Annotated in this window: 11 protein-coding genes; 7 read left to right on the top strand and 4 right to left on the bottom strand. The window is 68.1% G+C overall.

The genetic code is table 11. From position 1 onward, the window contains the following. Nucleotides 1–57 precede the first annotated feature (57 nt). The 6 genes from GNX95_RS24270 to GNX95_RS24250 all read left to right on the top strand — a co-directional run bounded on the left by GNX95_RS24270 (nucleotide 58) and on the right by GNX95_RS24250 (nucleotide 7,576). Nucleotides 58–3,093, top strand: a complete 3,036-nt coding sequence (locus GNX95_RS24270; protein WP_163509678.1) for an ATP-binding protein — start codon at nucleotides 58–60, stop codon at nucleotides 3,091–3,093. A gap of 54 nt (nucleotides 3,094–3,147) precedes the next feature. Beyond that, entirely contained in the window at nucleotides 3,148–4,278 is a 1,131-nt protein-coding gene (locus tag GNX95_RS24265) for a C45 family autoproteolytic acyltransferase/hydrolase (RefSeq protein ID WP_163509677.1), read from the top strand. Further along, nucleotides 4,275–5,366 (top strand): MFS transporter, encoded by a 1,092-nt coding sequence (locus tag GNX95_RS24260; RefSeq protein WP_222853853.1) that lies wholly within the window; start codon nucleotides 4,275–4,277, stop codon nucleotides 5,364–5,366. Before GNX95_RS24265 ends, GNX95_RS24260 begins: the two co-directional genes overlap by 4 nt. A gap of 2 nt (nucleotides 5,367–5,368) precedes the next feature. Next, nucleotides 5,369–5,740 (top strand): MFS transporter, encoded by a 372-nt coding sequence (locus GNX95_RS42610; RefSeq protein ID WP_222853852.1) that lies wholly within the window; start codon nucleotides 5,369–5,371, stop codon nucleotides 5,738–5,740. Between the two features lie 220 nt (nucleotides 5,741–5,960). Beyond that, nucleotides 5,961–6,878, top strand: a complete 918-nt coding sequence (locus GNX95_RS24255) for an alpha/beta hydrolase (protein WP_163509676.1) — start codon at nucleotides 5,961–5,963, stop codon at nucleotides 6,876–6,878. A gap of 2 nt (nucleotides 6,879–6,880) precedes the next feature. Beyond that, nucleotides 6,881–7,576, top strand: a complete 696-nt coding sequence (locus tag GNX95_RS24250; protein ID WP_163509675.1) for a helix-turn-helix transcriptional regulator — start codon at nucleotides 6,881–6,883, stop codon at nucleotides 7,574–7,576. On the opposite strand, the gene GNX95_RS24245 is transcribed toward GNX95_RS24250, so the two are convergent. Continuing rightward, complete coding sequence (locus GNX95_RS24245) at nucleotides 7,569–8,471, bottom strand: TIGR03620 family F420-dependent LLM class oxidoreductase (protein ID WP_163509674.1); 903 nt, start codon at nucleotides 8,469–8,471, stop codon at nucleotides 7,569–7,571. The two genes, GNX95_RS24250 and GNX95_RS24245, sit on opposite strands and share 8 nt — an antisense overlap. After that, complete coding sequence (locus GNX95_RS24240; protein ID WP_163509673.1) at nucleotides 8,468–9,397, bottom strand: TIGR03620 family F420-dependent LLM class oxidoreductase; 930 nt, start codon at nucleotides 9,395–9,397, stop codon at nucleotides 8,468–8,470. Before GNX95_RS24240 ends, GNX95_RS24245 begins: the two co-directional genes overlap by 4 nt. A 111-nt stretch (nucleotides 9,398–9,508) precedes the next feature. Here GNX95_RS24240 and GNX95_RS24235 point away from each other — a divergent pair, with 111 nt between their 5' ends. After that, nucleotides 9,509–10,072: a TetR/AcrR family transcriptional regulator gene (locus GNX95_RS24235; RefSeq protein WP_163509672.1), complete on the top strand. Its 564-nt coding sequence runs from the start codon at nucleotides 9,509–9,511 to the stop codon at nucleotides 10,070–10,072. On the opposite strand, the gene GNX95_RS24230 is transcribed toward GNX95_RS24235, so the two are convergent. After that, nucleotides 10,069–10,521: a DUF3574 domain-containing protein gene (locus GNX95_RS24230; RefSeq protein ID WP_222853851.1), complete on the bottom strand. Its 453-nt coding sequence runs from the start codon at nucleotides 10,519–10,521 to the stop codon at nucleotides 10,069–10,071. The two genes, GNX95_RS24235 and GNX95_RS24230, sit on opposite strands and share 4 nt — an antisense overlap. A 154-nt stretch (nucleotides 10,522–10,675) precedes the next feature. Beyond that, nucleotides 10,676–11,761: a hypothetical protein gene (locus GNX95_RS24225; RefSeq protein ID WP_163509671.1), complete on the bottom strand. Its 1,086-nt coding sequence runs from the start codon at nucleotides 11,759–11,761 to the stop codon at nucleotides 10,676–10,678. Nucleotides 11,762–11,866: the final 105 nt, after the last annotated feature.

Below are 11,866 nucleotides of genomic sequence, written 5' to 3'. Positions count from 1 at the left end.
CGCCGTCCATCGAGTCGATCAAATCAGACAACCGCCAAACGTGCTCAAATAGACGGCATGCGGTTCGGCATCCTCGGTCCGGTACGCGCCGAGGACTCCGGCGGCCACCCGGTCACACTCGGTGGCCGGCGCACGCATGCGCTGCTGGCGATGCTGCTTGCCGACGCTGGAAAATACGTGAGCGCCGACCGGCTGATCGACGGCATGTACGACGGCGCACCGCCAACAGGCGCCGCCAACGCGCTGCAGTCGCAGGTTTCACGGCTGCGCAAGCAGCTCGACGCGCCGATCGAGTTCACCGAGCGCGGCTATCGGCTGGCGGTCGACCCGGATGACGTTGACCTGCACCGATTCCTGCGATTGGCGGAGGAGGGCCGGTCCGCTCTGGAGGCCGGCGCGTACGACCACGCGGCCGGCGCCCTGGACGAGGCGCTGCGACTTTGGCGCGGTGAACCGGAAGTCGACGAGGCCACGCGCGCGAACCTCCAGCAACGTTGGCTGGAAGCGACCGAGGACCATGTCGACACGCAGCTCGCCCTGCACCGCCACCGCGAGCAAGTCCCGCGGCTGCGCGAACTCATCGCCGCGCATCCGCTGCGTGAGCGACCGCGTGCTCAGCTTGTCCGCGCTCTCACCGCCAACGGCGAGTCGGCGCAGGCATTGCTCGCGTACGAGGACGCGCGGCGCACGTTGGCCGAGGAGCTCGGCGCCGACCCGTCCAGCGAGCTCGCCGAAGCACATGCCGCCGCGTTGCGCGACGAATCCCTCGATCCAACCCGGCCGCCGGCGCAGCTGACGAGTTTTGTCGGTCGCGCCGAGGAAATCTCGGACGTGACCGACGCGCTGGCGCACGCGCGGCTGGTGACGCTCACCGGGCCAGGCGGCGCCGGCAAGACGCGGCTCGCGGTCGAGGTCGCGGCCGGCATCGCCACGCCGGTCTGTTTCGTCGATCTGGCAACGCTTGTCCGCGGCGCCGACGTGTCGCGGCAGATGTTGTCCGCGCTCGGGCTGCGCGACGCGACGATGACACCGCACCGGCAGCTGCCAACGCTCGAGCGGTTGGTCAGCGCGTTGACCGACCGGACATTCCTGCTGATACTCGATAATTGCGAACACGTCGTCGAAAGCGCCGCCGAGGTGGTGACGACGTTGTTGGCAAACTGCCGGTCTTTGCGCGTACTGGCAACAAGTCGCGAGCCGTTGGAGATCACCGGCGAGACGTTGTACGCCGTGCCGCGGCTGGCCGCACCGCCACCGGGAACGGATCCGGAGACCGCGCTGAGTTTCCCAGCCGTACGGTTGTTTGCCGATCGCGCCGCCGCCGCGCGCGCCGGTTTTGCCGTGGACAAAGAAAACGTCGACGCCGTCGCGCGGATCTGTGCTGAGCTGGACGGGATGCCGCTGGGGATCGAGCTGGCGGCGGCGCGCGTACGGTCACTGCCCGTCACCGAGATCGCGGACCGGCTGCACGACCGTTTCGCCTTGCTGTCCCGCGGCAGCCGGAGCGCCGCGGCGCGCCACCGTACGCTACGCGCTGTAGTCGAGTGGAGCTGGGATCTGCTCGACGAGGACGAGCGCGCGCTGGCCGGCAAGCTGACCGTCTTCGCCGGCGGCGCGACCGTCGAGGCCGTCGAGGCCGTGTGTGGCGCCGGCGCCGATCAGCTGGCGCGGCTCGTCGACCGGTCGCTCATCGAGCTGTCCGGCGACCGCTACCGGATGCTCGAGACGATCCGGGCGTACTGCGCCGAGCATGCCGAGGACACCGACCAGCGCGCTCACGCGACCTACTTCCTGGCTCTCGCCGAGCTCGGCGACGCGCGGCTGCGGACCGCTGACCAGCTGAAATGGCTCACGCGACTGGAAGCCGACAACGACAATCTGCTGGCGGCGCTGCGCTGGGCCGTACGCTCGGACACCGACCTGGCGCTGCGGCTGGTCGCCGCGCTGTCGATGTACTGGTGGATGGCCGGCCGCCGCTCGGAGGGCGCGCCGCTGGCCGGCGAGTTGGTCGACGCCATCGGACCGGTGCTGTCGGTGGAGCGCCGCGAGGACTACGCACTGGCCGTCCTGAACGCGATCATCCATGCCCCAGACGCCGAGCGCTGGCAGCAGTCGCTACGGAACGTAAGCGTGATCGCCACCCACCGGCAGGCGCTGCGGCGACCGTTCCTGCAAATGATGTGGGGCATCGTGGCCGGTCCGCCGCCTGGCCAGCTGGGTCGCGACCTGGTCGAGCTGACCACGCTCAGCGACGATCCGTGGTGCCAGGCGCTCGAACCGCTCGGCCATGGGCTCCTCCAGCTTTTTCGCGCGCAACCTCGCGATGCGGAAAAATCGATCCTGGTCGCGCTCGAACGGTTTCGGGTGATCGGCGAGCGCTGGGGTCTCACGCTGACGATCGGTGCGCTGGCTCAGGTTTCCAGCTGGCAGGGACGGCACGCGGAGGCGGTTTCGTTGCTCGGCGAGGCGATCGAGCTGATCACACCGCTGCGCGCGATCGACGACCTCGCCGAAATCCTGCTGCAACGCGCCGCCGAGCGGTTGGTCGTCGGCGACCAGTCCGGCGCCGAGGCCGACTGCCTGCGCGCTCTGACGCTGGCCAAACGCTGCGGTGCTCGAGACCTCGTCGCGAGTGGCCACCACACGCTCGGACTTTTGGAGCATACGCGCGGAAATCTGCCGGCGGCGTGGCGGTTGTGCGAGCAGGCGTTGCGAGAGTGTCCGGAGGGATGGTTTCGGCCGGACGAGGTGCGTACGCGCATCCGGATCACCTTGGGTGTGCTCGCGGTCGATTCCGGCCGGTCTGCCGCCGACCATCTGCGGCCGGCGCTGGACGAGGCGACGGCTCGCGAGCAGTTCGAACTGGTGTCCAGGATTTTCGAGGCGTTGGCTGGCGCGGCGGTGGCATCGGGCGATCCGGAGCGCGCCGCCATGCTGCTCGGCGCCGGCGCCACTTTCCGCGGCCTCGACATATCGGGGACTATCACGGATATGGCTCGCATGCGGCTTGGGAGCGAGGAGTTCGAGCGGACGTACGCGGCCGGACGTGCGTTGGACCGTGCGGAAGCGCTGACGCTGACCGGCCTGCGCTGACCACCGTCAGCGATCGGTGCGCGGGCGGTCAGCGGCACCGGCGATCCTCGCGGCATGACGACAACTTCCATCGTGGCCGGTGGCCGCAACGACTTCATGACCGTCCGGCACCTCGTTCTTCGCGGCGGCCAACGAGAAATCGGCCGCGCACTCGCGCTGGACATCCAGGCGGCCTCGGATTGGCAGCCGCGCGCGGTCGATCCGCTCGTCTCGCGCGCCCGTGATGTGTGGTTCGCGCGAAACTGGCCACAACACCGCGACCGGATGACCGGCGCCGCCGAGGTCTTCCAGGCCGATCCGATGAGCATGGACGGCATGTCCAGCATCGCCGGGTCCGGTTGCTCGGCGACCTTCTGCCCGCCAGCCGCCTCGGCCGACGGCCGCGGCCGGCTCGGCCGCAACTACGATTTCTTCACCCTGAGCCAGAAACAGCTGGTCGAGAGCCTGTCCGGTGCGGCGCCGCAGCCGAGCGACGAGCCCCCGATGGCGTCTCGGCCGTACGTCATCACCTCGTATCCCGACGACGGCCTGGCCAGCACGGTGCTGACGATGTCCAATGTGGACGGCTGCATGGACGGGATCAACGAGGCGGGTCTGGCCGTCGTGCTGCTGCTGGCCGACATCACCGCCACCGCGCCGCCGGACTTCGGCCGCGGTCCGCAGGCCGGCCTGGATCCGACTCAGGTGCCGCGTTTTCTGTTGGACACCTGCACTTCCGCCGCCGAGGCACGAGTGGCTCTGCTCAGCGGCAAACAATATGACAACGCCTCTGTCGCCTGCCACTACCTGGTCGCGGACGCCTCCGGAGACGGGTTCGTGTGGGAACGCGGCGCGTACGACTCGGAGCACATCATCCCGCTCGCCGACGGCCCGCTCTGCGTCACCAACCATCCGCTGCACAAGTTTCCGTCGGTGGACGACCTTCCGCCGGACACGCCGGAGACTTTCGCGACGTACGAACGGTTGCGGACGATCTCCAAGCATCCGGCCTCCTCGGCCGCCGGCATCCGCGAGGCACTGGACGAGGTCGCGCAGAAAGCCGCGCCGGGATGGCCGTGGCGTACGCTGTGGCGCTCGGTTTTCGACCTGTCCGGTCGATCCATGACGACCCGGTTCCATCTCGGCGAGGACGCGGCCGGACACCTCCGGCACAGCGAGGAGATCGTCTTCGAGGTGCGCCGATGAAGTGGGGGACGCTCGGCGTCGCCTGCCTGGCGATGCTGATGCTCGCGCTCGACCTGACCGTCCTGCATCTGGCCGTACCGAAACTCACCGCCGAGCTGGCTCCCACGTCCACGCAGCTGCTGTGGATCGTCGACGCGTACGGCTTCGCGCTGGCCGGGCTGCTTGTCACGATGGGGAACATCGGCGACCGGATCGGCCGCAAGAAGCTGCTGCTCGTCGGCGCCGCGACTTTCGGTGTGGCGTCGGTGATCACCGCGTACGCGCCGACCGCCGAGTTGCTCATCGCGGCTCGCGCGCTCCTCGGCGTCGCCGGCGCGACGATCATGCCGTCGACACTTTCGTTGGTGCGTAACGTCTTCACCGATCCCAAGGAGCGTACGGCCGCGATCGGCCTGTGGAACGGCGTCGCGATCGCCGGCTTCGGCCTCGGACCGCTGATCGGCGGCGCGTTGCTCGACCATTTCTGGTGGGGATCGGTTTTCCTGATCAACGTGCCGGTCGTGCTGCTCATCCTGGTGGCCGGCGGCATTGTCCTTCCGGAGTCTCGCAACCCGTCGCCCGGCCGGCTCGACTGGCTGAGCGTACCGTTGTCGATCGTCGGCGTGGTCGCCGTCGTCTACGCGATCAAACAGGCCGCACACAACGGATTCACCGCCGAGGTCCTGATTTCCCTGGCAGTCGGGGTGGTGACAATCATCGTGTTCATCCGCCGGCAGACGCGGTTGCCCGAGCCGTTGATCGACGTGCGACTGTTTCGCCGCGGTCCGTTCTCGCTGACCGTCGGCGCCGCGCTGGCCGCGATGTTCGCGCAGCTGGCGATTTCGTTGGTGTTGGCACAATATCTGCAGCTCGTCCTCGGCTGGTCACCGCTGCTGGCCGGTGTCGCCGGACTGCCGGCGATCGTCGCGGCGGTCGCCGGCGCGCTGATGAGCCCGGCCGCCATCAACGTGCTCGGCCGAGCCGCCACGATGACAGCTGGCCTGGTCTTGTCGGCCATTGGCATGGTTTTGTACGGTCTGCTCGGGCTGCGGCCGACGTACGGCTATCTGCTGGTCACCATGCTCATCTTCGGCCTGGCCTGGCGCTGACGATGACGGTCGCCACCGACACGATCCTCGCCGCCGTGCCAAAAGAGCGAGCCGGCGCCGCCTCCGCGATCTCGGAAACGGCGATGGAGCTCGGCGGCGCCCTGGGGATCGCGGTGCTCGGCAGCCTGCTGAGCGTGGTCTATCGGCTGCATCTGCCGGCCAACGCGACACCGGCAATCCGTGAGTCGCTGGGAAACGCCGTCGGCGCGGCACCGGCCGACCTGGCGGTGGCGCGCGCGGCATATGTGGACGGAATGCAGGTCACCCTGTTCACTTCGGCAGCCGTCGTCGCGGTGTTGGCGGTCGCGGTGCTCTACGCGCTCCGCCACATTCCGCGCGTCATTGAGACGACGGCGACAAACTCCGCCGGCTAGGGTCTGTTTCGAAGTCCCACGCGGCGATAGCCGAGCCGCTGTCACATCTTTCTCGGGCCGCCTGCCGGCACCGGCCGAAAACCCACCACAGCGCTGCTGTTTGGGCTTCCGCCCGGCACCGGCAGGCGACGTTTGGATCTCGACTCTCATCCGCGTGGGACTTCGAAACAGACCCTAACGGTGACATAACGGTGTCGCGACCAGCTGGCACGCTCGCCACATGAGCATTGTGACCACTGGCGACGAAGATCTCGACCAGACGCGCGCCTTCGCGCGACGACTCCAGGCAGACAACGCGACACGACCGCCGCTGACCGACCTGGCGGCCATCCAGGCGGCGCGTACACGGCAGTTCGACGGCACGACCGCGCCGGTCCCGCTCGCGCACGGGCAGGACCGGATCGTCGACGACGTACCGGTCAGAGTGTTCACGCCGGCCGACGTACGCGGAGTTTTCCTGCACATCCACGGAGGCGGCTGGTCGCTCGGGTCGGCGCACGGCCAGGACGATCGGCTCTGGCGGCTGGCCGAACGCGCGTCGGTCGCGGTGGTGAGCGTCGATTATCGCCTGGCGCCGGAAAATCCGTATCCGGCCGGTCCGGACGACTGCGAACGGGTCGCGCTGTGGTTGGTGGACAACAGCGAGCGCGAGTTCAGTACGGACCGGCTGATGATCGGCGGCGAGTCGGCCGGTGCTCACCTCAGCGTGCTCACCCTGCTCCGCATGCGCGACCGCGGTCACACCGCATTTCGCGCCGCACAGCTGACTTTCGGCATGTACGACCTGTCACTCACGCCGAGCCGCCGGTCGATGGCCGGCGGCTGGCTCGACCGTACGCCTGGACCGTCGTGGTTCGCCGAGATGTTCGTCCCAGGCACCACCGCGGAGGAACGCCGCGATCCGGCCGTCTCGCCGCTCTACGCCGATCTGCGCTGCCTGCCGCCGGCCCGGTTCACCGTCGGCACGGCCGATTCGCTGCTGGACGACACCCTGTTCATGCACGCGCGCTGGCGAGCCGCCGGAAATCAGGCAGAATTGGAGGTGGTCGCCGAGGCCGGCCACGGATTCACCCTCTATCCGCTGGCGATCAGCGAACGTGAGCACCACCGGCAGGAAGAATTCATCGCGAAAGCGTAGGCATGAACCGCACCGAACGTCTTTACGCGCTGGTCGAAGAACTCCGCGCGACAGCGCCGCGGCAACGGACCGTTCCGTGGCTCGCCGAGCGTTTCGACGTATCGGTGCGGACGATCCAGCGCGACCTGCAGGCGCTCATGGCCACCGGTGTGCCGGTGCGTGCGGTGCCGGGTCCTGCCGGTGGTTGGTTCATCGATCCCACGATGACGCTGCCGCCGGTCAACCTGACGGTTTCCGAAGCGATCGCGCTCACCGCGGCCGCCGCCGCGGCTGAGCGCGACGCCCCGTTCGGCTCGGCGGCGCGTACGGCCGTACAAAAACTCACCGCGGCGATGTCTCCGGCGATCGCTGCCGAGGCCAAAAGTGTTGCCATCCATACGATCCCGCGCGCGGACCGGCGAAACATCCTGGAAGCGGTGGAAAACGCCGTCACGCGACGCGTGGTGATCCGGATCGGCTATGTCGACGCCGGCGGCGGGTCGAGCGTACGCGAGGTCGAGCCGGCCGGTCTGCTCACCTCGCGCCAACACTGGTATCTGATCGGCTGGTGCCGGAAACGCCGCGCCGGCCGCGGATTCCGGCTCGACCGCGTCGAGTCCGCCGAGCTCACCGGCGAGCCGTCGCCGGAACACGACGCCGCGGTCATGCTCGCCGAGTCCACAGTGGTCACTCGTCTCGGTGGTGCCTCAGCTATCTGACATCCGCCAGGATCGGTGCCAGTTCTCGCCATTCCGCGAGCGGAATGCGCTGATCGGCGGTGACCACCTGCAGGCAGACGTGATCCGCGCCGGCCCGCAGATGGTCCTCGATCCGCTGCCGGATCAGCGGCAGCGGATCGCCGCCGGTGTGACCGACGACGAGTGCGTCGACCAGCCGGTCGCTGCCGCCGTCGACCAGGTCGTCGTCGCCGAACCCGAGCCGGCGCAGGTTGTTTTGGTGGTGTTGCGCGATCTTCACGTACGGTTGGATGTGCTGCCGCGCGAGGTCGCGGCTCGGCTCCAGCACAACCGCCTGCTCCACACCGATGAACGCGTCCGGACCCATGATTTTCCGCGCCTGGGCGGTGTGGTCGACGGTGACGAAGTAGGGATGAGCGCCCCAACTTCGCTCGGCAGCGAGCCGCAACATCGCCGGCCCTAGGGCCGCGAGCACTCGGCGTGGCGGATTTTCCGGCCGTACGGCCGACTTCCGCGCGGCGGCGTCCATGGCGTCGAGATAGCCACGCATCGCCTCGACCGGTCGTGGCGTACCAGTGCGCTCGACGAATCCGGGAACGCGCTGCTGATTGCTGGCGATCTTGCCGCCGAGACCGAGCAGAAAGCGGTCCGGATGGGCCTCGGCCAGCGTCAGCTGAGCGTGCGCGGCGGCCGCCGGCTCGCGCCAGAACACGCGCGCGATGCCGGTGGCCACCACGATCCGGCTGGTCGCGGCGAGCAACATCGCGGCCTGGGTGAAGGCTTCGCGACCGCCGGCCTCACCAAACCACAACGCGCCGAAGCCGAGCTCGTCGATCTCCGCCGCCGCATCACGCACGGCACCGGCCGGCTGGCCATCGAAAGCAAACGTCCACAGGCCGACTTTCCCCGTGTTCACAACGCTCCCAGCAGCGTAGGTGCCAGTTTCTCCAGCTGCGTGACGGCTTCCTCCGGTGTCGGCACGATCGGCAGGACCGGCACGTGGTCGGCACCGGCATCGAGGTGCTCGCGTACCTTCGCCGCGATCGTGTCCGCGTCACCGACCGCGATGATCGCCTCGACCAGTCGTGGATCAGACGTATCGATGGCATCCTGCGAAAAGCCGAGTTGGCGCCAGCTTCGCGCGTAGGCGGGGACCTCCCGGACTCGTTCGAAAAGAACCGTCGCCGTCGCCATCCCCTCCGCCCTGTCGTCGGCGAGCAACACCGCCAGCGGCTGGATCAACAGCTTGTCCGGTCCGAGAATCTTCCGCGCCGCCGCCGTATGTTCCACCGGCTGCACGAATGGTTGCGCGCCGTCTGCGCGTTCTGCCGACAGCGCAAGCATTTTCGGTCCCACGGCGCCGAGGATGCGTGCGTACGGCGCGGCCGGTGACGGCACCTCGGCACGTCCCTCGTCCTGCAGCGGCGCGTCCATCCGGTCGAGATATTCCCGCAACTGCCGCAATGGCCGGTAGTCCGCTCCGACCGCCTTGGCCTGCAACGGATTCCCGATGCCGAGTCCGAGCACGAACCGGCCGGGATAGGCGTCCGCGAGGGTCGCGGCGGCGGCATGGGACGTACGCGCGTGCCGCGACCAGACGTTCGCGATGCCGGTCCCGGTCACCAGCCGCGAGGTCACTGCCAGCGAGACCGCCTGCCGGACGAACACGTCCTTGCCGCCGATCGCCTCCCCGATCCACAGCGAGCCGTAGCCGAGCCGTTCGACGGCCTCGGCATGACGGCGTTCGCCGTCCGCGCTGATGCCGGCCAACGAGCCGACACCGCTGCCGAAGACACCGACTTTTCCCATTCTCTGACGGGTTTCGGTCACTATCGAGGTCATTCGAGCACCTTTCATGACGCGTCGCCGAGCGGAGCCGGCGCGCGAGAGTTAATATGAGGGCCCCTCCGGTTAATATACGGAGGCTGCCTCCGATTTGCAAGGGAGCCGGCGATGACGGTCAAGCCGATGCGTGCGGACGCCCGGCGCAACTACGAGCGACTGCTCGCGTGCGCACAGGAAGCTTTCAACGCGCACGGCGTCGACGCGTCGCTGGAGGACATCGCGCGGGCCGCGGAGGTCGGCATCGGCACGCTTTACCGGCATTTTCCGACGCGCGACGCGTTGTTGGAGGCGTTGATGGCGGAGCGGTTCCAGCGTGCCGCGGACTCCGCGGGCCAACTGTTGTCCGAGCCGGACCCGGTCGACGCGCTGCGCAGCTGGCTGCGTGAATTCATCCGTGGCGCCAGTGCCTATCGAGGGCTGCCGGAGTCGGTGATGGCCGTACTGACCGATCCAGAGTCGCAGCTTTACGCCAGCTGCCACGCTATGCAGGAGTCGGCGGCCAAACTTTGGCAGCGCGCACAGAAAGCCGGCACCGTACGCAAGGACGTGTCGGCGCCGGACGCGTTCCTGATGGCCGCCGGCATCAGCTGGGCCGCCGAACGCGCCGCCGAGGATCCGGCCAGGGTCGAGCGTTTCCTGGACGTACTGATCGACGGCCTGCGATCGCGCTAGAAGGAAACCTTCTGGAAGCTGTCCGCGCGCAACACCGACTCCTGATGGAAGAAGGTCTTGTAGTCGGCGCGGATGTGCTCGATCTTCGCGTCGGCTTTCCGGTCGGTGACCGGATAGAGAATGATGACGACGTACGAGGTTTCCTTCTCGATGTGACCTGAGCTGTCCCGCCACTGCCCCTTGCCGGTCAGCTGCGTGAGGCCGTCCGGAAACGCCGGCGTGATGTCCTTGTCGACGAAGTTGTCGAACTCGGCCGGCGTGACCACGCCGCCATTTGGTTCGCTGGAGCCAAAATACAGCTCGGTGCGCTGATAGAGGTCGGATCGCACGGTGGTGCCGGCCGGCACGGCGTCGACCGCTCCGGACGCGACCGCTGGCGCGGCGCCACCGATGCCGAACAATGACACGGCCACGACCGCACCGACGAGAACGTTGTTGGACACACGCACGACTGCCTACTTTCGGTCTTGGTCAACTGTCAGCCAAGTTACCAACCGTACAAACCGTCGCAATGTCCGCCAGGGACCAAATCGCTACCCGAAAGGGAAAGCTTGCCCCATTTTCACAAGGTTGATCAGACCGTGCGTCGCCTCTTCGACAGCGTCACGGGATTTTCCCTCTCTGGCTAGCTTTTCTGGCGTTTCGTTTGTCGGTGAGCGTGGGCGAGCCGACGAATTCGGTGTCGGCTTTCACCTCGTCTTCTTGAAGCAGATCGAGGAGCCGCTGCCGTTCCGGCTCGAAGATGCGTTCCATGACGGCCTTACGGACCGCGTCCGGCGCGACGGCGGCAAGATCGCGCAGCAGCCGGGAGCGCCTTGTGGGACGTTGCAGGATGGCCAGGTAAGCGAGCAGGTCCGCCCAGTCCGGACGGGCGCGAACCAGCGAACGCGCGTTCGCCCAGAGCCACTTCGGATCGTGATTGAGCAGTGAGATCGCGGTGTTGCCGGGGCCGACACCCGAAAGCGCCAGCTCTTTGGCAAGGGCCAACGCCGGCCGGTCAGCGTTTCGGCCGGTGTCCAGGAGACGGGAGTGCAGCAGGAGCAACGCATTGTCGAACAGCGACGCCGACGGCGTATCCGGGGCCGGAGTCTCCGCCAGCCAGTCCCGGCGCGAGATCACCATAGCGCTGATGCGTTCCGCGCCGGGAGCCTTCCACTCGGTGATGAAGAAGCGGATAGCGCCCGAGACCTGGCGCGGATCGGTGGAGTACAACAGCGTGGCGATCGCCGTGCCCAACGCCACCCGCTGCTCCCGGGGGAGCAGGTGGAGCAGTCGGACCAGCCACGCCTGGCGAATGTCGATGCCCGGCGGCCGGAACGGCTCCTCCACCATGGCGGCAGCGGCGACCGCGACCCAGTCCGTCCCGGCGTCCAGCGTCACGCCGTCCAGAATGGCCGGCAGCTTCAGGCTCGGATGGCCGGCGCAGATCCAGCTGAGCCTTTCCGGGTACAGGTCCTCCGGCTCACCGCCGACCCAATACGTCCAGGTCTCCAGGTGCTCCAGGCAGGCGCACCAGTAGCGGCGCACCGTATGGCCCTGCTGTCCATCCGACCGCACCGTCTCCCCGCAGTCCGGGCAGCGCAGATTGTTGCAGCCGACGGCCATGGCCCAGCCGACCTCGAATGCCTCGACCGGCAGCCAGTTGTCCGCCCCGACCAGCTGCGGATGCGGGCGACACCGTCTCGTCACCAGTCGCCACCCATTCCCAGTAAGGTCACGTCATATTCTCCCAAAGTAGCGGAGGCTGGCTTGGAGGTGAACCGCAAGCGGGTCGCCCGGCTGATTCGCGAGGCC

It is taken from the genome of Fodinicola acaciae, from assembly GCF_010993745.1.
GTDB classification, from domain to species: domain Bacteria; phylum Actinomycetota; class Actinomycetes; order Mycobacteriales; family HKI-0501; genus Fodinicola; species Fodinicola acaciae.
Note: the sequence above shows the minus strand (reverse complement) of the source record. Positions and strands in the feature narration are given on the sequence as shown.